At 46.9% G+C, this 21340-nt stretch carries 23 protein-coding genes, 1 tRNA gene and 1 riboswitch; of the genes, 20 read left to right on the plus strand and 4 right to left on the minus strand.

All coding sequences use genetic code 11. The features are described 5' to 3' along the window. The first annotated feature begins 28 nt into the window (after nucleotides 1-28). From sixA to HZB61_09190, 15 genes are all read left to right on the plus strand, one after another. Entirely contained in the window at nucleotides 29-493 is a 465-nt protein-coding gene (gene sixA / locus HZB61_09120; protein MBI5056761.1) for a phosphohistidine phosphatase SixA, read from the plus strand. Between the two features lie 8 nt (nucleotides 494-501). Continuing rightward, nucleotides 502-2022, plus strand: a complete 1521-nt coding sequence (gene rmuC / locus HZB61_09125; protein MBI5056762.1) for a DNA recombination protein RmuC — start codon at nucleotides 502-504, stop codon at nucleotides 2020-2022. An 18-nt stretch (nucleotides 2023-2040) separates the two neighbouring features. Beyond that, the gene (locus HZB61_09130) at nucleotides 2041-2319 is read left to right on the plus strand and encodes a hypothetical protein (GenBank protein MBI5056763.1); all 279 of its coding nucleotides are present in this window, start codon (nucleotides 2041-2043) and stop codon (nucleotides 2317-2319) included. A 121-nt stretch (nucleotides 2320-2440) separates the two neighbouring features. Further along, nucleotides 2441-3400 carry a methyltransferase domain-containing protein gene (locus HZB61_09135; protein ID MBI5056764.1) on the plus strand — a complete coding sequence of 320 codons (960 nt, stop codon included), beginning with the start codon at nucleotides 2441-2443 and terminating at the stop codon, nucleotides 3398-3400. Between the two features lie 61 nt (nucleotides 3401-3461). Further along, nucleotides 3462-4490: a deoxyguanosinetriphosphate triphosphohydrolase gene (locus HZB61_09140; GenBank protein MBI5056765.1), complete on the plus strand. Its 1029-nt coding sequence runs from the start codon at nucleotides 3462-3464 to the stop codon at nucleotides 4488-4490. Between the two features lie 154 nt (nucleotides 4491-4644). Next, nucleotides 4645-4923, plus strand: coding sequence for an integration host factor subunit alpha (locus tag HZB61_09145; protein ID MBI5056766.1), 279 nt, complete (start codon nucleotides 4645-4647; stop codon nucleotides 4921-4923). Between the two features lie 6 nt (nucleotides 4924-4929). Beyond that, on the plus strand, nucleotides 4930-5271 hold the full coding sequence (locus tag HZB61_09150; protein MBI5056767.1) for a MerR family transcriptional regulator: 342 nt from the start codon (nucleotides 4930-4932) through the stop codon (nucleotides 5269-5271). A 5-nt stretch (nucleotides 5272-5276) separates the two neighbouring features. Further along, nucleotides 5277-5353, plus strand: a tRNA-Pro gene (locus HZB61_09155). 84 nt (nucleotides 5354-5437) lie between these two features. Further along, complete coding sequence (locus tag HZB61_09160) at nucleotides 5438-5599, plus strand: hypothetical protein (protein ID MBI5056768.1); 162 nt, start codon at nucleotides 5438-5440, stop codon at nucleotides 5597-5599. A gap of 256 nt (nucleotides 5600-5855) precedes the next feature. Then, nucleotides 5856-6323 (plus strand): ribosome maturation factor RimP, encoded by a 468-nt coding sequence (locus tag HZB61_09165; GenBank protein MBI5056769.1) that lies wholly within the window; start codon nucleotides 5856-5858, stop codon nucleotides 6321-6323. After that, the gene (gene nusA / locus HZB61_09170; protein MBI5056770.1) at nucleotides 6324-7436 is read left to right on the plus strand and encodes a transcription termination/antitermination protein NusA; all 1113 of its coding nucleotides are present in this window, start codon (nucleotides 6324-6326) and stop codon (nucleotides 7434-7436) included. Nucleotides 7437-7565: 129 nt separating this feature from the next. Continuing rightward, complete coding sequence (gene recG / locus HZB61_09175) at nucleotides 7566-9695, plus strand: ATP-dependent DNA helicase RecG (GenBank protein MBI5056771.1); 2130 nt, start codon at nucleotides 7566-7568, stop codon at nucleotides 9693-9695. Nucleotides 9696-9764: 69 nt separating this feature from the next. Next, nucleotides 9765-10079 carry a hypothetical protein gene (locus tag HZB61_09180; protein ID MBI5056772.1) on the plus strand — a complete coding sequence of 105 codons (315 nt, stop codon included), beginning with the start codon at nucleotides 9765-9767 and terminating at the stop codon, nucleotides 10077-10079. Further along, the gene (locus HZB61_09185; GenBank protein MBI5056773.1) at nucleotides 10076-10867 is read left to right on the plus strand and encodes a prepilin peptidase; all 792 of its coding nucleotides are present in this window, start codon (nucleotides 10076-10078) and stop codon (nucleotides 10865-10867) included. The genes HZB61_09180 and HZB61_09185 overlap by 4 nt, the downstream gene beginning before the upstream one ends. Continuing rightward, on the plus strand, nucleotides 10857-12107 hold the full coding sequence (locus HZB61_09190; GenBank protein ID MBI5056774.1) for a PAS domain S-box protein: 1251 nt from the start codon (nucleotides 10857-10859) through the stop codon (nucleotides 12105-12107). Before HZB61_09185 ends, HZB61_09190 begins: the two co-directional genes overlap by 11 nt. 16 nt (nucleotides 12108-12123) lie before the next feature. Here HZB61_09190 and HZB61_09195 read toward each other — a convergent pair whose 3' ends face one another. The 4 genes from HZB61_09195 to HZB61_09210 form a co-directional block, all read right to left on the minus strand. Continuing rightward, nucleotides 12124-13170: a YncE family protein gene (locus HZB61_09195; GenBank protein ID MBI5056775.1), complete on the minus strand. Its 1047-nt coding sequence runs from the start codon at nucleotides 13168-13170 to the stop codon at nucleotides 12124-12126. Between the two features lie 126 nt (nucleotides 13171-13296). After that, a complete protein-coding gene (locus HZB61_09200; protein ID MBI5056776.1) occupies nucleotides 13297-13812 on the minus strand; it encodes a hypothetical protein in 516 nt (171 codons plus the stop codon). Next, nucleotides 13761-15803, minus strand: a complete 2043-nt coding sequence (locus tag HZB61_09205) for an alkaline phosphatase (protein ID MBI5056777.1) — start codon at nucleotides 15801-15803, stop codon at nucleotides 13761-13763. The genes HZB61_09200 and HZB61_09205 overlap by 52 nt, the downstream gene beginning before the upstream one ends. Next, nucleotides 15800-16480 (minus strand): hypothetical protein, encoded by a 681-nt coding sequence (locus HZB61_09210; protein MBI5056778.1) that lies wholly within the window; start codon nucleotides 16478-16480, stop codon nucleotides 15800-15802. Before HZB61_09210 ends, HZB61_09205 begins: the two co-directional genes overlap by 4 nt. A gap of 60 nt (nucleotides 16481-16540) precedes the next feature. Continuing rightward, nucleotides 16541-16624, minus strand: a riboswitch (cyclic di-GMP riboswitch). A gap of 181 nt (nucleotides 16625-16805) precedes the next feature. Here HZB61_09210 and HZB61_09215 point away from each other — a divergent pair. The 5 genes from HZB61_09215 to tuf all read left to right on the plus strand — a co-directional run. Next, complete coding sequence (locus HZB61_09215; GenBank protein ID MBI5056779.1) at nucleotides 16806-18023, plus strand: HD-GYP domain-containing protein; 1218 nt, start codon at nucleotides 16806-16808, stop codon at nucleotides 18021-18023. A gap of 209 nt (nucleotides 18024-18232) precedes the next feature. Then, a complete protein-coding gene (locus tag HZB61_09220; GenBank protein ID MBI5056780.1) occupies nucleotides 18233-18604 on the plus strand; it encodes a 30S ribosomal protein S12 in 372 nt (123 codons plus the stop codon). A gap of 13 nt (nucleotides 18605-18617) precedes the next feature. After that, nucleotides 18618-19088: a 30S ribosomal protein S7 gene (rpsG, locus tag HZB61_09225; protein ID MBI5056781.1), complete on the plus strand. Its 471-nt coding sequence runs from the start codon at nucleotides 18618-18620 to the stop codon at nucleotides 19086-19088. Next, entirely contained in the window at nucleotides 19082-21190 is a 2109-nt protein-coding gene (gene fusA, locus HZB61_09230; GenBank protein MBI5056782.1) for an elongation factor G, read from the plus strand. Before rpsG ends, fusA begins: the two co-directional genes overlap by 7 nt. Before the next feature lie 9 nt (nucleotides 21191-21199). Beyond that, the coding region (tuf, locus tag HZB61_09235) for an elongation factor Tu (protein MBI5056783.1) at nucleotides 21200-21340 on the plus strand (141 nt) is incomplete at its 3' end.

Consider the following 21340-nt stretch of genomic DNA (forward strand, 5'->3'; position numbering starts at 1 on the left):
GCTTTAAGCTAAACGAAGGAGGAAGTGTATGCTGCTTTATCTTGTGCAACATGCGGAGGCTTTAATCAAGGAGGAAGACGCTTCGCGCAGTCTTTCCGAAAAAGGCATTGCAGGTATCAAGAAGGTTGCGGCCTTTGCAGCATCGCTGGATATCACAGTGAAAAAGATATGCCACAGCGGGAAGATGAGGGCCCTGCAGACCGCTCAGATTTTGGCTGAGCACCTGAAATTCGACAAGGAACTAACGAAGGCAGAGGGACTGGAGCCGATGGATGACCCGGAGGTTTGGCTTTCCTGGCTTGGCGAGATGAAAGAGGACATGGCCGTAGTCGGACACCTCCCGCATTTGGGCAGGCTTTCTTCGTTACTTCTATGCGGAGATAAAGAGAAAAATTTAATAGACTTCAAGATGGGCGGCGTTGTATGCTTGAAAGGGTTTGAAGACGGCAAATGGACAGTGGAGTGGATGATAACACCGGAGATGATTAAGTGACTACATTGATGTTAATCGTAGTTGTATTGGTTGTGATCGCGATTGTCCTGTTAATTGGTTTATTGACGCGGAATCCGAACACAAAATTACTGCAAATTGAAGCCCAACTCTCGTCTTTTGAAAAGAACCAGGAGAGGACGGAAAGGGCGTTAAAGGAAGAGATAGCCAAGAACAGGGATGAAACAGCCAGCAATTCAAAACAGTTGCGGGAAGAAATAACCAACAACATGACGAATATTGCCAACTTGCAGAAAGACCAGCTCGATATCTTTTCAAATCAGTTGACCGCCTTGACCGCCTCAAATGAAGACAAACTTGGCAGGATGACTCAAACGGTTGAGGAAAAATTAAGCCTGCTGCAAGAACAGGGGACCTGTAATGCCAGGGACAACAGGGACGAGATGACTAAATCTTTAAAGTCCTTTGAAGAGAAGTTCAGCGCAAGCGTGAAGGAATTCAATGAGCTTCAGAAACAAAAATTCAACGACCTGTCAAATAAACAAACTGAACTCATTCAGTCTACCGAAATGAAATTAGACAAGATGAGAGAAACCATCGAAGCGAGGCTGAAAATAATTCAGGATGACAACAGCGAGAAGCTTGAAAAGATGAGGGCCACAGTTGACGAGAAGCTTCACAAGACCCTTGAAGAAAGGCTCAGTCAATCCTTTAAGATAGTCAGCGAAAGGCTGGAGCTGGTGCATAAGGGATTGGGAGAAATGCAGAACCTGGCTGTCGGCGTCGGCGACCTTAAAAAGGTCTTATCGAATGTTAAGACGCGCGGAATAATCGGTGAGATCATGCTGGGCAATATCCTGGAGCAGATATTGACTCCTGACCAGTATGCCCAGAACGTGGCCACTAAAAAGGGCAGCAGGGACAATGTGGAATTCGCGGTCAGGCTTCCCGGAAAAGACGATTCAGGAGATGTGGTCTATCTGCCCCTGGATTCCAAATTTCCAAGGGAGAACTATGAAACATTGGTTGATGCTTATGAACATGGGAACCCGGCAGCGATTGAAGAAGCCGGGAAACTCCTTGAAGGCAATATCAAGAAATTTGCCAAAGACATAAGAGATAAATATATTGATCCGCCGAATACGACAGATTTCGGAATAATGTTTTTACCGGTTGAGGGGCTTTACGCCGAAGTAGTGCGGAGGCCGGCGCTGCTTGAAGTTTTACAGAGAGATTATAAAATAATGATCGCAGGGCCGACGACGTTGTCTGCTTTTTTAAACAGCCTGCAGATGGGATTCAGGACCCTTGCTATTGAGAAGCGTTCAAGCGAAGTGTGGAAGATATTGGGGGCTGTCAAAACCGAATTCGACAAATTCGGAGGCGTGTTAAGAAAGGCCCAGGAAAAGATAAACCAGGCGAGCGAAGAAATACATAACCTTGTCGGGACAAGGACAAGGCAGATCCAGAGTAAACTGAAAAGCGTTCATGAGTTGCCTGTGCAGGAATCCAAACTGTATTTATTTGATGAAGCAGATAATGAAAACGAAACAACAGAAGAAAACACTTAAACCCAAAAGGAGGGCATTATGGCGGAAAAATTGAGTCACGAGGAGTTTATCAAAAAGGCGATTGTGAGCCTGAGGAAGGAAGGCTACAAAGGGATACACACTGTGTATTCAGGCTTCAACACCGCGTTCAAAAAATACTTTGACGGTGAAGACCCGATTAAGGTCACCAACCAGCTTGCCTCTGAAGGGAAGATAGTAGTCAGGCCGGTCAAAGGCGGTGTCATGCTTTACCTCCCTGAAGAAGCCCCGCAAATGAAGAACGCCGGAGAAGACGCGTTAAAGAAGATGGGACTGTAAGAAGATTAGTAGTCAGTAGTCGGTAGTCAGGAGAAGAATTTGTAGGGGCAGGTTTTAAACCTGCCCGATATGGGGCGAGGCGGTTCCTCGTCCATTTTTTAGAAAGGATTGAAAGTACGCTATGCCGGACATTCTTGAACAGTCAATTGAATTACGAAAGATATGGGGGGCATTCAGGCAGGCGAGGGTGCTCCTTACAGCCAACAACTACAGGGTGTTTGATCTTCTGACGAAACCCCAATCAACAAAGACAATAGCAAAAAAACTAAAGACGGATCTGAGGGCAACTGGAATTTTGCTTGATGCGCTGACAGGGCTTGGACTTCTGAAAAAACAAAATGACAAATATCAAAACACAATCCTCTCTTCAAGTCTCCTTGTCTCCGGCAGCCCGCATTATCAGGGCAACATCATCAACCATGCTGAGACATTATGGCAGAACTGGTCAGGACTTGATGAGAGTTTAAAGACCGGCAAGCCCTATCGCAAGGAACATGACCATGAGGCCTTTATCCTTGGAATGAACGACCTCGCGTCATTGAAGGCGGGGAATGTCATCAATGCGATAGGCCTTAAAGGTGTGAAAACCGCTCTTGATCTTGGAGGCGGCCCCGGCACTTATTCAATCGCAATGGCGCAAAAGGGCGTCGCGGTAACACTCTTTGACAGACCGGAAACAGTTGCGATTGCAAAGAAGGTCATCTCCTTGTTCCTCCCCCTGTCTAATATCAATTTTCTCCTGGGCGATTTCAATCATGATGCAATCGGCAAAGGCTACGACCTGATATTCGCCAGCCAGATACTTCATTCAAATTCCGTGAAGGAAAATATCAGTCTTCTTAGGAAATGCAAAAGAGCATTAAACAAAAACGGCAGGATCGTCATCCAGGAGTTCCGCATATCAAAAGACCTGACACATCCTGCGCCGGGCGCTTTGTTTTCGGTAAACATGCTTGTCAACACAGACGGCGGCAGGTGCTATTCACCCGATGAGATGAAGGGCTGGTTCCTGAAGACGGGTTTGAAAAACATTTCAGGGAAATCTGTTGATGATTCGGTATTGATAAGCGCGAGAAAATAATTTTTATTTGTTTGTCGCAGGGCAGGTTTGAAACCTGCCCCTACAAATATAAGAAAGAATCATGACTATTCGTGAACAGACAGAGGCTATAGAAAAACAGATCCTTCATCCCAACGCGTGCCTGAGTTCGCAGAGCAAGGGCAGGCAGAAGAAGGAGAAGGAAGACGACATCCGCACCTGTTTTCAGCGTGACAGGGACAGGATTATCCATTCAAAGGCGTTCAGGAGATTAAAGCACAAGACACAGGTCTTCCTTGCCCCTAAAGGCGATCATTACAGGACGCGGCTGACGCACACCCTTGAGGTCTCGCAGATAGCAAGGACCATTGCGCGGGCGCTCAGGCTCAATGAAGACCTTACAGAGGCCATCGCGCTCGGACACGATCTGGGCCACACCCCTTTCGGCCATGCGGGAGAGGATGTTTTACGCGAGATCTATCCAGGGGGGTTTAAACACTACGAACAGAGCCTCAGGGTTGTCGATGTGCTTGAGAGAAACGGGCAGGGACTTAACTTGACCCATGAGGTGAGGGACGGAATTGTAAAGCATTCAAAAGGGAAAGGGGAGATATTTTCTTCCCGCAACAGGAGCGAGACCCTCGAAGGACAGATAGTAAGGGCCTCGGACGCGATCGCGTACATCAATCATGACCTTGATGACTCGTTGAGGGCCGGGGTCCTTAAGCGTTCCGAACTGCCGCCCGAATTTCTCAAGATCGGGGAGACCCACGCAAAGAGGATCGGCGCGATGGTGAGGGACGTAATTAATTATTCTATTTCAACTGGACTGAAAGAAGTTTCCATGGGTGAAGAAATGAAGGCAACCACATACGCGATGAAAGATTTTCTTTATAAAAACGTTTATGAGCGCGATCTCTCAAAGAAAGAATTTAAGAAGGCGAGAAAAATCCTCCTCGACCTTTACAATTATTACATGGAGCATTCCGATGAGGTCTTCAAAGAATTCCCTAAGGAATCGATCGACAACAGGGAAAGGATGGTATGCGATTTTATTGCGGGAATGACCGACAGGTTTGCGCTGCTGACATACGAGCGTCTTTTCCTTCCCCAGCCGTGGCTGGTTCTCTGACAAAACCCTTAACTGTTCTTTCCCATGTATATCGCTAATTTAAAAATATAATTTGCATATATTGCGCAAATTACATATAATTTTCTTGAAGCAGATTATATTGACAACGAGGATATGTCCTCTTATAATTTTTAAAAATTAACAGGGGGTTGTTATGACAAAGGCGGATTTAGCTGACAGGCTTTACGAAAAGATCGGTCTTCCAAAAAAAGAAGCGGCTGCGATAGTAGAGACTCTTTTTGAATCAATGAAAAGTATCCTCGCTGACGGGGAATCAATAAAGATAACCGGATTCGGGACATTCCTTGTCAGAAAGAAAGGCTCCCGCAGGGGGAGAAACCCGAAGACAGGAACTGAGCTTGAGATAGAGCAGAGAAGGGTGGTGACTTTTAAGCCCAGTCTTCAGTTTAAAGATCTTGTTGAGAAGGTATAATCCTCTATGGGAACTTCACCAGAGAAGAAGGTAAGTTCTGATAGGCTCTTTTATAAAATTGGCGAAATCAGCGAGATAACAGAGTTAGAGTCTTACGTTTTGAGATACTGGGAAACTGAATTCCCTTTTCTTAAGCCGCGCAAGAATAAGACAGGTCAGAGGATTTATACGCGGAAGGACCTTGAGATTATTCTTCAGATAAAGAACCTTCTTTATAAAGAAAAGTATACGATCGCAGGCGTCAGAAAGATCTTCGGAGAAACTCCGGCCAAGAAGAGCTCTGTCTCTATCCAGACGATCCAGGAGATCAGAAAAAAGTTAAAGGAGATAGTTAGTATATTAAAGTAGAGCTTCGGGGCGTAGCGCAGCCTGGTAGCGCACTCGCTTGGGGTGCGAGTGGTCGCCCGTTCAAATCGGGTCGCCCCGACCATTGTTACTGACATGTTTGCTGCCTTCAATTGAAGGCAGCAAGCACTCTTAACATAAAATATTTAGAGCACAGAGGGGTGTCTTAATGAAAAAGACTGCAATCCTGATCTTTTCAATAGTGCTTACATGCTTGTTATTTGCAGCAGGCTGTAAGAAAGACGAGAAGTCTCAACCCGCCAGCGATGATAATTCCCAAACAGAGCATAAAGAACCAGCGCCAGTCCCGGAAGGCACGCCCAAATACTGATTTTTTACTTTATATATTTGAAAGACCGGGGGGCATCCCTGTAATATTTACTTTAGGGGCAATCTTTAACCCGTTGCATTCGCTTATTATATTCTCCTTGTATTTTTCATGACAAAAGTGCTATCCTTTTTATAGTTTTTCGTAATCTTAGAGTGAATTTTGAAGAGTGGGCCTTCCCACTCTTTTGTTTTATAGGAATAAAGGTTAAAAACCCGGAGATGTTGCGGGAAAATGCTGAAAGCGGTTTAAGAGTTTCATGATGAACATAGAGGAAATAAAAAAGAAAATAGCAGAAACCATTGAACCGGTGATAAACTCCATTGGTTTTGAACTTGACGATTTAGAGTTCAACAGGATGGGGGCCAGAGGATTGTTGAGGGTTTTTATTGACAAGGATGGCGGCGTGACAATCGACGATTGTGAGCGGGCAAGCCGCGAGATAGAGGCAGTGCTTGATGTGGAGGACATTATCCCGTTTTCTTATGTCCTGGAAGTATCGTCGCCGGGCCTTGACAGGCCCCTCAGGCAGCCGAAGGATTTTAAAAAGTATTCCGGAAAGAAGGTCAGAGTTACTACCAGCGCGCCGATAGATAAAGAGACGTTTTTTGTAGGAGAGATTGCTGAGGCGGGAGAAAATGAAATAACGCTCCTTTTGCCTAAAGACAGGAAGATCATTATACCTTATGAAAATATTTCAAAGGCAAGGCTGGAGGTGGAGGTATAAATGAGTAAAGAACTTGTTCACATCATAGAGCAGATGAGTAAGGAAAGAGGCATTCCTAAAGAGTCCATCATCGGGACGCTGGAATCGGCCCTTTTATCAGCCGTAAGAAAGAATCACGGACTTAAGCCTGATATAAACATAAAGATCGACCCGAAGTCAGGCGACATTGCAATAACCGCATTGAAAAAGATCGTTGAAAAGGTCACAAACCCCTCAGAGGAGATATCCCTGAAAGATGCGCAGGGAATTGATCCCTCAAAAGCAGTTGACGATATGGTCGAGACCCCGATGTCAATTGACAACTTCGGCAGGATCGCGGCCCAGACAGCGAAACAGGTGTTGTTTCAGCGTGTCAGAGAGGCTGAGAAGGAGGCAATCTTTGAAGAATTCAAAGACAAGGCAGGCCAGATTGTCAGCGGTGTCGTGATGCGCAAGGAGAAAGGGAATTACTATATTGCCCTTGGAAGGGCGGAGGCCGTGCTCCCGATAAAATCCACTTTGCCCACCGAGAATTTGAAAAGAGGAGAGACGGTCCGGTCGTATATAGAAGAGGTGAAGGAGACCCAGAAAGGCCCTATCATTCTCCTTTCAAGGACCCATCCGAATTTTGTCGGCGAGCTTTTCAAGATGGAGATCCCTGAGATTTACGAAGGCCTGGTAGTTATAAAAAACATTGTAAGGGAAGCAGGCGACCGCACTAAGCTGACGGTCTTTTCGAAAAACTCGATGGTCGACCCGGTAGGCGCATGTGTGGGGATGAAAGGGACGCGCGTGCAGTCTATAGTGAGAGAATTAAAGGGTGAAAGAATAGATATCATTCCATGGACTGAGGACCCCAGGGTCCTGCTTGCCAAGGCATTGAGCCCAGCGGCTGTAGAGAGCATCGGCATCAATGAGGAAGAAAAAACAGCGATGGTTGTCGTGAACGACCAGCAGCTTTCCCTTGCTATCGGCAAAAAAGGCCAGAACGTGAGGCTCGCGATGAAACTCACAGGCTGGGACATTGACATCATCAGCGAGTCAGAGTACAGCAAGATGAGAAAGGGAGAGGCTGAGGCTCAGTTCGAAGATGCCAAGGGAAAGAAAGAGGATGAGCCTGCTGAAGAAAAATAATTTATGTCCGCAGATTACACAGATGGACGCAGATTCTTTTGAATATTTTTTATCTGTGCAATCTGCGTAATCTGCGGATGATTTTTTTAATAAATTTCTCTGTGCCCTCTGTGGTTTTTTTTAATGTAAATGGACAAGGCCAAAAACCTCACCCAAAAAAAAGGTCCTGATCACACCCCGCCGGTAACAAAAGACACCCCTGTTCAGTTTCTTAAAGGCGTTGGCCCCGCGCGCGCCAAACTTCTGAAACGTCTTGGCATCGTATCTCTTGAGGACATGCTTTTCTATTTCCCGTGGCGTTATGAAGACAGGAAGAACCTGAAGAAGATAAACGAGCTGGGTTACGGGAAGGTCGAGACGGCCCTGTGCGAAGTTGTGTCCGCGGAAGTTGTCACCACTCCGAGGAGGCGGATGAATATCTTTGAGATCACCGTCACCGACAAAACCGGCTTTCTGAAATCCAAGTGGTTTAACCAGCCTTATCTTGAGAGATATTTTAAAAAGGGGCAGAAGGTCATTTTATGCGGCATGGTGAAGGGCAACCCGTACGCGCGGTTCGGACTTGAGATGGAAAATCCCGACTTCGAGCTGGTCGGCGATGATGATACCTTTATCCACACGTCAAGGATCGTGCCCGTATACAAAGCCACCGAAGGCATTTCCCCGAAACAGATCAGGACGCTTATGTTCAATGCGGTAACCAATTATTCATCCCTGATAAGTGATTATTTGCCGGCAGAAGTCCTGGATAGAAACAGTCTGAAACCCTTGCAATGGGCTGTGAAGGAAACCCATTTTCCTGAAGAGTCCACCGACGTAAACGTGTTGAATGACGCCTCAAGCCCAGCGCACAAGCGCCTGGCGTTTGACGAGTTTTTTCTGCTTGAACTCGGGCTCGCTCTTTTGAAAAAAAGAGAGGCGCTGGAGCAGGGGATAAGTTTTAAGGTCGAAGATCATCTGGTGAAAAAATTTCTCAGCTCGCTTCCCTTTGAACTGACAGGCGCGCAGAAAAGGGTGATCGACGGGATAATGTCGGACATGCGGCGTCCCCTGCCGATGAACAGGCTCGTTCACGGTGACGTGGGCTGCGGCAAGACCGTTGTCGCGCTTGTGTCAATGCTCATTGCCGTTGAAAACGGTTACCAGGCGTGCCTGATGGCCCCCACCGAACTTCTCGCCGAACAGCACTTTATTAATATTCATAAAATGATCGAGACCCTCGGGCTGAAAGTTGTGCTCCTGACATCAAGCAGCAAGGGAAAGCCGGTTGATGATATTTCTCAGGGGGCCGCGCAGATCATCATAGGCACTCATGCAGTCATACAGGAAAGCGTGACGTTCAAAAATCTCGGCCTTGCGATAATTGATGAGCAGCACAAATTTGGCGTTGTCCAGAGGGCGAACATCAGGCGCAAGGGATTTAATCCCGATATACTCATCATGACCGCGACCCCTATACCGAGGACACTGGCGTTGACACTTTACGGAGACCTCGATATATCCATAATCGACGAACTTCCAAGAGGCAGGAGGCCGGTCATAACGAAGGTGTTTTTCCCATCGCAGAGGGACAGGATACATTCGCTTATCAAGGAAGAACTGTCCAAAGGGAGACAGGTGTACATTGTATATCCGCTCATTGAAGAATCTGAAAAGCTTGACCTCAAGTCTGCCATTGAAGGCTTTGAGGCGTTTAAAAGAATCTATCCTGAAAAGGAGATCGGGCTGGTCCACGGCAAGATGCACCATGACGAAAGAGAAGCTGTTATGGCGCAATTCAAGTCAGGAAATATTGACATGCTTATCGCCACGACGGTCATCGAGGTAGGCATAGACGTGCCGAACGCGTCCCTGATGCTTATCGTGCACTCGGAGAGATTCGGGCTTGCGCAGCTTCACCAGTTAAGGGGAAGAATAGGACGCGGCGGTTACGACTCTTACTGCCTGCTCATGGCTTATCCGCCTTTAAGCGAAGAGGCGAAAAGACGCCTCAAGGCAATGGAGTCTACAAGCGACGGCTTTAAGATCGCTGAAGAAGATCTGGCCATTCGCGGGCCCGGCGATTTCTTCGGCACCCGCCAGTCTGGAATCCCCGATCTGAAGATCGCCAATATTGTAAGGGATATTGCCGTGCTTGAGGCTGCCAGAAAAGAAGCCTTTGCCTTTATTGAAGCTCAGCCGGATATGAATAAATATCCTTTACTGAAAGAAACGCTGCATAAAAAGTGGATGGGGAGATTAGAATTAGTTAAGAGTTGAGAGTTTGGAGTTTTGAGGTTAGAATATAAACGGCATTGCATCAATGCCGACTCTTAATCAGGAGGTTTGATGATAGACAGGATACGGAGGAATTTAAACAAGGGGCTGGACCAGGTCAAATGGGTCGCTACGTTCCTTGCCGAGCGGACCAAGGCCGAGACGGAGATCGCGAAGCTCCTCTTTGAGAGCACAAAGATCGAGGGCAAGATCGACGACCTGTACAGGGACATCGGAAAGAGGGTGACGGAGTTGAAAGAAAAAGGCGAGAGATCCGTATGGAAGGATTTTATAATCCAGCAGGCGCTCGATGAGGTAAAGCACCTGAAAGAGGCAGCGGAAGACTACAAAAACCAGGCCAATAATTTGACCAAGCTCCCTGAATGATACCCTATATTTTCATCTTCATCCTCGGCGCGGTGATCGGCTCTTTTCTCAACGTGTGCATCTACCGCATACCGCAGGGCCTGTCAATTGTAAGCCCTGCTTCCAGATGCCCCTCATGCGGCGCGCCGATAAAGTTTTACGACAACATCCCCATGTTAAGTTATATGCTGCTTGCGGGAAGGTGCAGGTCCTGCAAGGCGAAGTTTTCGGCCCGGTATCCTTTTGTGGAATTTCTCAACGCCGCCCTGTACGTTATCGCGCTGAACAGGTTCGGCATTGATCCCCCGTGGGTCTTACTGGTCTACTGCATATTTATTTCGTCTCTGGTAGTGATAATTTTTATCGATATTGACCATCAGATAATCCCTAACAGCATCACCCTGCCCGGCATCCCTCTTGCGGTTATTTTAGGGTCCATAATATTGCCTGACCCGTTTTTCCGAAGCCAGATGCTTGGCATCAAATCATCAGTAATAGGCTGTCTTGCGGGCGGAGGTTCTTTTTACCTCATAGCGGTGACCGGCAAGGCGTTACTGAAAAAGGACGCGATGGGAGGCGGGGACATAAAGATGATGGCGATGGTCGGCGGACTGCTTGGATGGAAGGGCGTGATCCTCACGACCTTTATGGGAAGCCTGTTGGGTTCTATTGTCGGAGTTTCTCTAATAGCACTGAAAGGAAGAGAGTGGGGATCGAGAATTCCATTCGGCCCGTACCTCGCCGCAGGAGCGCTTGTCAGCCTTTTCTACGGGCAGGAAATTTTGATGTGGTATCTGTATGCAGGATAATTTTCTGAAAACTCTGACACTGTTTTTGTCTGCCTTTACCGGGCTTACGCTCCTGATTCTTTTCATAACGATCTACTTTTTTAAAAAGAAAAAGACGCTTAAACAGGATGAAGATATTAAAGAACATTCGGAAGTCGGTTTTGTTGTGGATACGTTTCATGAGCTGGTCGGGAAACTGAAGGAAAAGGAAAACGAGCTTCAGAGGCTGAAGGCATTCGCGGAAGATAAGGCGGTCAGCATCGAGGCGTATAACGAGAATATCCTTCAAAGCGTCCCAAGCGGTGTGATCAGCATTGATAACGACATGAGGATTAAAAGTATAAATCAATCCGCTGAACGCATACTGGGAATAAACGCGAGAGAGGTGATCGACAGGAACTGCATCGAGGTATTGAGCGAACCGTTGGTTACTCTCATGAAAGAGGGCAGGACGGTTTCAAGAGATGAGTATCCATATATTACCGGCGATAAAAGACACATATGGCTCGGCATCACCGCGTCGGAATTAAAAAATGCCGCAGGGGAAAAGATCGGCGGCATCTTCGTCTTCACTGACCTGACGGACATAAAGTCGCTTCAGGCGCAGGTGGAATTAAAGGAAAGGCTCAGCCAGCTTGGAGAGATGTCGGCGGGGATCTCTCATGAATTAAGAAATTCGATGGCCGTGATCTCAGGCTATGCCAAACTGTTAGGCAAAAAAACAGAGCCGGCAAACATTCCCACAGTTAATGCGATTACTGAAGAGATAAAGAGCATGGACAGGATCATCTCCGAGCTACTTGCATTCGCGAAGCCTACGGTTTTAAGCAGGGAGGAAGTGGATTTAAATGAATTGATAAGAGAAACGGCTGAGTCTGTTTTGACCGGAAATGATGCGGTCAAGTTTTCAATAAATTCTGAAGGTCCTGTATCAATAAAAGCTGACATGGTGCTCCTGAGACAGGCGCTGTCAAACCTTTTTATCAACGCGGCTGAGGCCATGCCTGGAGGCGGCAGCATTGATGCAGACTTGAGACTGATACAAAATAAAATTGAGATAAGGATCAAAGATTCAGGCTGCGGCATTCCCGAGGAGATCAGGCGGAAGATATTCCTTCCATTTTATACTACAAAGCAGAAAGGTTTCGGCCTCGGGCTTGCGTTGGTGCAAAAGATCATTGTCTCCCACGGCGGCGCCATCGAAGCGGAAAGCAAAGAGGGCGATGGCGCTGTATTCACCATCACCCTTCCTCTTGGTTAGGCGCTGAAATGAAAATTTAAAAAGCCGCTACGCCCCACGGGCACATTCCCCTGAAAGGTGTCGCTCCGGGAACAGCGATTGTATCAGTTACGGTATTGGTAGCGGTATCAATGACCGATATGCTGTTGCCGCTGCAGTTGGAAACATATGCCTTGCCATCCGCAAGGGCTATGGATATCGGCTCCGCTCCGACTTTCACTGTGGCCTCCACAGTATCATTCATTGTGTTGACCACTGATACAGTGTTGCTTCCCCTGTTGGCTACATAAGCCTTGTGCCTGTTGGAATCCACTGTGACGTTATACGGGGTACTGCCAACTTTTACTTTTGCTACTACCTTTTTGGCAGTGGTATCGATCACAGGCATTACGTCGATCTTGTCGCCTACCGCGTAAACTTTGTTTAGCACGGTATCAATTCCTACCCCGACGAAGCTGTCGGTGTTTTCAAGATTATCTACCGACCCGATCATTTTTTTATCATTGAGGTCAAGGATCGAGAGGGTGGCGTTGTGACAGTTCACGACATACGCCTTTTGATTAGCGACATCCAGCGCTACATTGAATGCCCCGATCCCCGGAGCCACGTCTGTCTGAATTAAGCCGCCCGGCATGCTGAGGATCCCGTCCAGTGTTGAGATCAGAACATTGACTCCGTTGCCGATAGGGCTGGTTACATAGAGAAACATGACAGGGAAATTTTTTACCCATTGGTTAAGGTCGATGTTGTGTATGTTCGGGTCAAGGGCCGGGTACCAGGGATATGTCCCGACCTCTATCGTGCCTATCACCGTGTGACTTACGGTGTCAATTACCGATACCGTGTTGTCTCCCCTGTTGACTACGTAAGCCTTTTTATAAGTGGGATTGTAAGCAATCCCTGTAGGTGAGGCGCCGACTTTTATTGTCGCTGTGACCGTTTTGCCTGCGGTGTCAATCACCGAAACAGTGTTGCTTAAATTGTTCACTACATAGACATTCGCAGCGGCAAAAGCGCCGCTGACAGCAAGGCTGACTGTTAATAAGAAAATTAAGATTATCACGACAAAAACTTTGAGCTTCATTTTACTCCTCCATTTTTGGGGTTATTCGTTTGCGCCAGATGTTCACACATCTTCACTTAATGCTCTGACATCACCAGTCCTTCATTTGAAGTTACCTGTGATGTTATCTATTATGTTATCTAACCTTTAGTTGTCGTCATTATCTTTGTTCGTTACTGACACGTTAGCCGCATTCATTCCGTTGTAATTGACGTCAGCACTGACTGCGGCTGCCGTTATGATGGAATAGGCGATATCACCGTCTGTTATATAATCGTTAACTCCTCTTACAGTCACGGTCTGTGCTGTATTCCAGTTGGCGGATGTAAATGTCAGGCTTGCCGGTGATACCCTGCCCTCTGTAGTGTCGCTGCTGCTTATGCCTATGGTCACATTTGCTGTCGGCCTGCTGTTGAGCTTTACCGTGAAAGTTGCTCTACCGCCTGCTTCTGTTGTCGCAAGTCCGCTTGTCGGATTTATTATTATGGATGCAGGGGCCGCCCCACTGTTGAAAGTAAACGTATCATTAGCGGCAGTAAGCGGAGTCAGACAACTGGCATCGTCAGCTGTGACTTCCAGGTTTTTCCCGCCGGTTGACCAGCCCGTGGTGCTTACCGATTGCGCCTGAGTAGAATTGCCGGTAAACAGGATGGAAGCGCCCATAATGCTATTGTCCCTGAAACAAGAAGGCCTGTATAGGCGTCAAGATTAAATGTCTGATACGTCTGGTATGATTCATGACCTGCGGCCCCTCCGTTCCACGCCGGAGGGTTCCCTGTTACGCCTTGAGCGATAACCAGAGTCCCGTTAATATATACGGCAATTCCGTCGTCATACGCGGCATTAAATTTCAAAGAAGTTACCGCATTTGGGTCGCATATAGTAAACGTCTTACGGAAGTACGCGGACATCTGGCCGGGGGCGCCGATGGTTGTAGTTATGTAGGTTTCTCCATATCCGAATATTCCTCTGCCCGAATTCCACCCGCTGTCATTATATGCAGTATTTTTCCATGTTGTTCCGATGTTGCCGTTGTTAGCGCCGTTATATTTCCACGTGTCCCGTTTGGTAATAATTGACGCATTGGTCTGCGCGGGACAGCTGCTTGTTTGAACAATTGAGGTAAGGTCTACCGGATTACCATGAAGCGTTCTGCCTGAAGTTACTGAGATAGAACCCGTTTCAGTGCAGCTCAGAGCAGAAATGGCGCCATCCATGACCAGAAACACGTCCGTATTATTAATATAATAGCCGCGCACGGTGTCAGGTCCATTTGTGTCATAGGCGGCAAACAGTTCAGACCCGGCCCCCCGGGCATAAAGTGGTATAAGACTGTTTGAATGGCCGCCGCTGTTCCAGCGCCAGTAAAAGGTCTCCCCAGAATCAATAATGCTGTCTCCATCGGTGTCTTCCCAGCTTGCGCGGCGGCCCCCTGTGCCGGAGACAATTTTTTCTTTAGCGAGAGTTGTACTGTTAACTGCGCCAAGAGGCTGGCTGGGAAATATCCCGGCATTTTTAGTCAGATAACCGGTCTCGTGGTCCCCTGTCACAATAACGAGTGTATTGTCCCAGTCGCTGTCGTTAGCAGTGTCGTTTACCCAGTTGATCACAGTCTGGACAGCATTGTCATAGTCTTTCTGTTCGCCTATCATCTGGTTCATATTATTTGCGGAGGAGGCCCAGTCAACAGCGCCGCCTTCGATCATGAGAACGAAACCGTTTGGATTTTTGCCCAGCACCTTTAACGCTGCCAGGGTGCTTTCAGAGAGGGTCGGATTCTCCGCGTTATATCCAGCATCGTTTGCATTGTGATAGACATGATCAAATAATCCTGCTAATTTGCTGGTGGCCGGATCATCGGCTTCAGCCATCAGTGCGTCTCCGCCGTCTACTCCTGCCCGCCGTTCTACAAGAACATGCTTTCCCGGCTGGCCGTTTTCATTTCTCAATTTAGTGAGGATCTGACTGTTGACATAACCCGAACTGCCTGCGCCGATAAGGACGTCCACCGGCGGTATTGTCGGCCCGTGGCCTCCTCCGTACTTCGGGTCTGTAGCGACCGTACCTGTGGTGTTCGGGTCCCCGAAAAGTCCCTCGTCCGCTATGGCAAAAGTATTGCCGCGATCATCATTATGGGCCACCCACGTTCCCGGAGTGGCATGTGAAACAGGTACCGTGCTGACAGCTCCTACGGCCATGCCATACTCTTTTGCAACCTCACCTATCGACAAGAAAGCAGTTGAGCCGTCAGATGAGACCGTGACCCGGCCGTTTGCAGTTTTGAAGCCGGTATAAAGAGCGGTAGCAGCGGCAGAGCTGTCTGTTAAGCCGGTCAACACATAGTTGAAATTCGACCAGGCCTGATTCGAATCATAACTGCCTCCAACAGGGAAAGTTGACATCCAGTATTTGGCCCAATCCGGATCGCCCTGATAGAGAGGAATTGTCCCGGTATACGTGTTCGTTGCCTCGATATGTTTTGCTCCCCAGCCGTCTGAGATCATCAGAATAATATACTTTGCATTTCCCCCATAGACATCCGCGCGGCCGGGCATCAACAGCGAAAAAACGATAATGAGAGAAATATGCAGTGAAGACCTTAAAATCCGGTATGTCCGGTCCTCATTTATATATGACCATTTTATTTTTCTCATTGTGTTTGCCCTCCTTGATGCTCAAAAACTTCAAAGACAGGGATAAATACAAAATCCCTGCTGCTTATATCATCGTTACTGCACTCAACAGACAAAACGTTTTTACCGGGTAAAAGTTCATCCGTGAAACCGCTGATATCTAATTGTTCAGCCTGCGGAGCTGGTGTCGAAGCGGATTTGTTGACCGAATCATTACGAATAATTTCAATGCTGTTTAGATATGCGATAAAAGCCCCGTCACATACTATGGAAAGGTTTATTCCGGAAACCGCATGTATATTGTTAATCGTGAACTGCCGGCGTGAATAGACAGTGGAGTAGTTGCCTCGCATATCACCCAGGTAAGTCCTGTTTCTGCTATGGCCATAACCGAGACCGGTCATCCCGTGTGGCCAATTGCTGTCCTCAAAATCAATACTGGTCCATTTATGCGGCGGCTTTGTCGTTCCTTTGAAATAGCGCCATTTGTTTCCTTCAACTATCTTCAACATCGATGCAGCCTGTGCGGAATGATCATTTATGCCGGTCGTCAATACTAAAAGCAGAAGCATTAGAACAAGGCATAAAGATAGTTTAACGGACCGGCAGGAAACACCTCTTCTCTCATTGAGTAAATATCTTTTAAAGCGATGACCTCGTGTACGATTAAAGTATGAAGTATCAATCAGCCTGTTCATTTTTTAACCCTCCTTTTTTACTGAAACAAAAAAAGCCGAACTTGCCAAAGGTATACTCCCTTCGGCAGCCCGGCTGTCTCGGCTAACTTATTAAGACCCGTTGCATTCCGTCACCCTCTCACGAGGGCTTAAGCTTTTTCGGGGAAGTTATTTATGAATCATCATAGTTGATTAAGATGCCTTTCTATAGGAGCATTTACAAAATGAACAAGATATAAGTTTCTTCTTATCATGAAACATCCACCCTGTCAAGACCAGGCAGGAGTTTTTTCTGTGATTTGAGAATTTGAAGTTCTGCAAATGAAAGTGATAATATCACCTTGGTATGATTAAGAAAATTAAGGTCGGACAATTAACCCCGGGCATGTTTATTCACGATTTTAACTGCGGATGGCTTAACCATCCTTTTCTTTCCAGCAGTATGAAAATCGAAGACACTCAACTTATTAATAAAGTTATCGACTACGGCATCCGCGAAATTTATATTGATACCGATAAGGGATATGATGTCGGTGAAGCGCCTACAGAAGATGAAGTTGAGCAGGAGATCCAGGCTGAAATCAACAGGATCGTTGAACCGGAAAAAATAGACAGAAATCCTGTTTCAATACAGGAAGAATTTAATAAGGCGAGAGAGATTAAAAGCGAGGCAAAGAAAACCATACATAACATAATGGAGGACATAAGGTTCGGTAAGCAAATAAAGACGGAAAATGTCGGGCATGTCGTAGATGAAATGATTGATTCAATCTTTCGCAACCAGGACGCGCTAATCAGTCTCCTCAGGATAAAGGAAAAGGACGAATACACCTATTTACACTCCGTAAGTGTAGGCGTTCTCATGATATCTTTCGGGAAGCACCTCGGGTTTGATATTGCCACGCTAAGGGAAGTCGGCATGGGGGCGATGCTTCACGATGTCGGCAAGATGATTGTCCCTCAGGCCCTGCTCAATAAGGAAGAAAAATTAACAGAGGAAGAATTAGGGATGTTGAAGAAACACGTGGAGTACAGCCGCATGCTTCTTGAGCAGGCCCACGGCCTGACGAAGTCCGCAATTACTCTGGCGGCCCAGCATCACGAACGGATTGATGGCACAGGTTATCCGCTTGGTTTAAAAGGCGATGAGATTGATTATTACTCCAAGGTCGCGGCAATTGTCGATGTCTATGACGCGATGACTTCAAAGAGATGTTATCAGGACAGATTCATGCCTACAGAAGTTTTAAGAAAGCTCTATGAATGGAGCAATTATCATTATGACAGAAATTTGGTAGAGCAATTTATACGCTGCGTGGGGATTTATCCCGTAGGTTCATTGGTGCGCCTGGAAAGCGGGTTGATCGGAGTGGTCATAAAGAACGGGGAAAGGAATTTGCTGCATCCTGTAGTTCGTATAGTTTATAACGCAAAGAAAGACAGTTTTATAAGACTGCCTTTTGATCTGGATATTGAGCAACAATTCGGGAAATCCGGCGAAGACAGGATCATAAGCTGCGAATCACCCGATAAGTTGAAAATAAAACCGGAGATGTATATGTAGGCCCAGGCGAAACGTCTGCGGCTTTAATTAACCCATTCCCTACTAAAAAGGACGGCTACTTCAATTCACTTGCGGTTTTTAAAAAATTTTTTAAAAAAATCCCAGATGTCTTGACAAAATAATTTCTCCCTGATAAAATTCTAAGGTTTTCCAATGGATAGTTTAATCCTATCATAAATTCTATATATTGAGTTATTAATGGAGGAAAGTTGCCGACAGTTGCACAGCTTGTAAAAAACAACCGGAAGCAGATGCCTAACAGGACAAAAAGTCCTGCGCTAATGAGCTGCCCGCAGAGGAGAGGCGTGTGCACGAGGGTTTATACAACTACTCCGAAAAAACCGAATTCCGCGTTAAGGAAAGTTGCAAGAGTAAGGTTGACAAACAAGATGGAAGTCACTGCATATATCCCCGGAGTTGGTCACAACCTGCAGGAGCATTCAATCGTCCTCATAAGGGGCGGCAGGGTCAAGGACCTTCCAGGTGTCAGGTACCACATTGTTCGAGGCGCTCTCGACACTCTTGGAGTTACTGACCGCAGAAGAGGCCGTTCGAAATACGGCGCAAAGAAACCAAAATAATAAAGGTAATAATATGCCGAGAAGAAGAGTAGTCACAAACAGAGAAATATTGCCGGATCCACTTTACAACAGCAAGGTTGTAAGCAAGTTTATCAGCGCAATTATGAAAGACGGAAAAAAATCTACAGCCGCAAGAATATGCTACGGAGCGTTTGATATTATCAAGGAGAAGACGGGAGGCGATCCGTTGAAGCTTTTTAAGACCGCGCTGGAAAACGTCAAACCCGTTCTTGAGGTCAAAGCAAGACGCGTCGGCGGCGCTACTTATCAGGTGCCGGTTGATATCAGGCCTTCAAGGAGAATGGCACTTGCATTCAGATGGATTATAAATTATTCACAGGCCCGCGGAGAGCGGACCATGAGGGAGAAACTGGCCGGCGAATTACTGGACGCCTCCAATAACACCGGGTCTTCCATAAAGAAGAAGGAAGATACCCATAAGATGGCCGATGCTAACAAGGCCTTCGCTCATTTCAGATGGTAATAAAAGAGGTAGATACATTGTCAGAATCAGACGTTTTACTACAGAAAACAAGAAATATCGGGATCATGGCCCACATAGATGCCGGTAAGACGACGGCTACGGAGCGTATCCTTTACTACACCGGAGTGACCTACAAGATAGGCGAGGTTCACGAGGGCACAGCCGTAATGGACTGGATGGTGCAGGAGCAGGAGAGGGGCATCACCATCACATCAGCCGCTACCACGTGTTTCTGGAAAGACCACAGGATAAATATAATTGACACCCCCGGACACGTTGACTTTACTATTGAAGTCGAACGCTCCCTGAGGGTGCTTGACGGGGCGGTTGCCCTTTTTGATGCAGTTGCAGGGGTAGAGCCGCAGTCTGAAACCGTCTGGAGGCAGGCCGAAAAGTACAAGGTCCCGAGGATTGCATTTGTAAATAAAATGGACAGGATGGGCGCGGACTTCTTTATGTGCGTAAAGTCAATGATTGAACGGCTTGGTGCAACACCTGTCCCTGTGCAGATCCCATATGGCAAAGAAGACGTATACAGGGGTTCTATTGACCTTGTTATTATGAAGGCCTATGTGTTCGAGGATGAAACATTAGGCGCGCAGTTTATTGAAACCGACATTCCGCAGGAACTCCTTCCCCTTGCCCTGGAATACAGGGAGAAGATGCTGGAAATCCTTGCTGACTTTGACGACATGATAATGGAAAAGTATCTCGCGGGAAAAGAAATAGGCGCTGACCTTGTAAATGCCGCATTAAGGAGAGGAACTATTGAGTTGAGGATTACACCTGTCCTTTGCGGTTCAGCATTCAAAAACAAAGGGGTGCAGCAGCTCCTGGACGCAATTATTGCATACTTACCGTGTCCGCTTGATATCCCCCCTGTGACCGGAATTGATCCGGATTCGGGCAAGGAAGTAAGCAGGAAGGTTTCGGAGTCCGAACCATTTTCCGCCCTTGCTTTCAAGATAATGACGGACCCTTTTGTGGGACAGCTTACATTCCTGAGAGTTTACTCAGGCACTTTAGCTTCAGGCTCATATATTTATAATTCAACCAAAGACGTGCAGGAGCGCATCGGCAGATTAATGAAGATGCACGCAAATAAAAGAGAAGAAATCAAAGAGGTGAAGGCCGGAGACATTGTGGCCGCTGTCGGTTTGAAAAGCACACTTACCGGCGACACTCTTTCTGATAAAAATAGTCCTATAATTCTTGAATCGATGGAATTCCCTGAGCCGGTCATTTCCGTTGCGATTGAGCCCAAGACAAAGGCGGACCAGGAGAAGCTTTCCGTGGCGCTTGGAAAACTCGCTCAGGAAGACCCTTCTTTTAAGGTCTCATTTAATGAGGAGACCGGGCAGACGATAATTTCAGGAATGGGCGAACTCCATCTTGATATCATCGTGGACCGTCTGTTGAGAGAGTTTAAGGTAGGCGCAAACGTGGGCAAACCGCAGGTTGCCTATAGAGAGACGATCAGGCAGAAGACATCCGCTGAAGGCAAATATGTAAGGCAGTCAGGCGGCAGGGGACAATACGGTCATGTGTATATTACACTTGAACCGTTAGAGCCGGGAAGCGGTTTTGAATTTGTAAATAAAGTTGTAGGCGGGTCTATTCCAAGGGAATATATCCCGGCAGTTGAAAAAGGAGTAAAAGAAGCTCTTGAAAACGGAATTCTTGCAGGTTATCCAGTTGTAGACGTAAAGATCACCTTGACTGATGGTTCATATCATGAAGTAGATTCATCAGAGATGGCTTTTAAGATCGCAGCGTCAATGGCGTTTAAAAATGCCGCGGCCAAGGCAAAGCCCGTACTTCTTGAACCTGTTATGAATATAGAAGTTGTGACTCCTGATGAATATATGGGAGACGTTATCGGGGACCTGAATTCAAGGAGAGGCAAGATACAGACAATGACCCAAAGGACAAATGTCAGGGTAATAGCAGCGCAGGTTCCGCTCTCTTCGATGTTCGGTTACGCTACAGACATGAGATCAAAGACGCAGGGGCGCGCAACCTACACTATGCAATTTGCCCATTATGATGAGGTCCCTAAAAATATTTCCGAAGATATTATATTGAAGGTAAAGGGAGGATAGGAGGCGAAAATGGCAAAGGCAAAATTTGAAAGAACGAAGCCGCACATCAACGTAGGAACGATCGGTCACGTAGACCATGGCAAGACATCCTTGACAGCGGCGATAACAAAATATTTAGCGATGAAGGGCAAGGCAACATACCGTGCCTTT

This window comes from Nitrospirota bacterium (genome assembly GCA_016214845.1).
Taxonomy (GTDB): domain Bacteria; phylum Nitrospirota; class Thermodesulfovibrionia; order UBA6902; family UBA6902; genus SURF-23.

Bases quoted from the DNA above. Each gene is read 5' to 3' on its own strand.
- sixA (MBI5056761.1), top strand. From the start codon at position 29: ATGCTGCTTTATCTTGTGCAACATGCGGAGGCTTTAATCAAGGAGGAA.
- rmuC (MBI5056762.1), top strand. From the start codon at position 502: ATGTTAATCGTAGTTGTATTGGTTGTGATCGCGATTGTCCTGTTAATT.
- HZB61_09130 (MBI5056763.1), top strand. From the start codon at position 2,041: ATGGCGGAAAAATTGAGTCACGAGGAGTTTATCAAAAAGGCGATTGTG.
- HZB61_09135 (MBI5056764.1), top strand. From the start codon at position 2,441: ATGCCGGACATTCTTGAACAGTCAATTGAATTACGAAAGATATGGGGG.
- HZB61_09140 (MBI5056765.1), top strand. From the start codon at position 3,462: ATGACTATTCGTGAACAGACAGAGGCTATAGAAAAACAGATCCTTCAT.
- HZB61_09145 (MBI5056766.1), top strand. From the start codon at position 4,645: ATGACAAAGGCGGATTTAGCTGACAGGCTTTACGAAAAGATCGGTCTT.
- HZB61_09150 (MBI5056767.1), top strand. From the start codon at position 4,930: ATGGGAACTTCACCAGAGAAGAAGGTAAGTTCTGATAGGCTCTTTTAT.
- HZB61_09160 (MBI5056768.1), top strand. From the start codon at position 5,438: ATGAAAAAGACTGCAATCCTGATCTTTTCAATAGTGCTTACATGCTTG.
- HZB61_09165 (MBI5056769.1), top strand. From the start codon at position 5,856: ATGATGAACATAGAGGAAATAAAAAAGAAAATAGCAGAAACCATTGAA.
- nusA (MBI5056770.1), top strand. From the start codon at position 6,324: ATGAGTAAAGAACTTGTTCACATCATAGAGCAGATGAGTAAGGAAAGA.
- recG (MBI5056771.1), top strand. From the start codon at position 7,566: ATGGACAAGGCCAAAAACCTCACCCAAAAAAAAGGTCCTGATCACACC.
- HZB61_09180 (MBI5056772.1), top strand. From the start codon at position 9,765: ATGATAGACAGGATACGGAGGAATTTAAACAAGGGGCTGGACCAGGTC.
- HZB61_09185 (MBI5056773.1), top strand. From the start codon at position 10,076: ATGATACCCTATATTTTCATCTTCATCCTCGGCGCGGTGATCGGCTCT.
- HZB61_09190 (MBI5056774.1), top strand. From the start codon at position 10,857: ATGCAGGATAATTTTCTGAAAACTCTGACACTGTTTTTGTCTGCCTTT.
- HZB61_09195 (MBI5056775.1), bottom strand. From the start codon at position 13,170: ATGAAGCTCAAAGTTTTTGTCGTGATAATCTTAATTTTCTTATTAACA.
- HZB61_09200 (MBI5056776.1), bottom strand. From the start codon at position 13,812: ATGGGCGCTTCCATCCTGTTTACCGGCAATTCTACTCAGGCGCAATCG.
- HZB61_09205 (MBI5056777.1), bottom strand. From the start codon at position 15,803: ATGAGAAAAATAAAATGGTCATATATAAATGAGGACCGGACATACCGG.
- HZB61_09210 (MBI5056778.1), bottom strand. From the start codon at position 16,480: ATGAACAGGCTGATTGATACTTCATACTTTAATCGTACACGAGGTCAT.
- HZB61_09215 (MBI5056779.1), top strand. From the start codon at position 16,806: ATGATTAAGAAAATTAAGGTCGGACAATTAACCCCGGGCATGTTTATT.
- rpsG (MBI5056781.1), top strand. From the start codon at position 18,618: ATGCCGAGAAGAAGAGTAGTCACAAACAGAGAAATATTGCCGGATCCA.
- fusA (MBI5056782.1), top strand. From the start codon at position 19,082: ATGGTAATAAAAGAGGTAGATACATTGTCAGAATCAGACGTTTTACTA.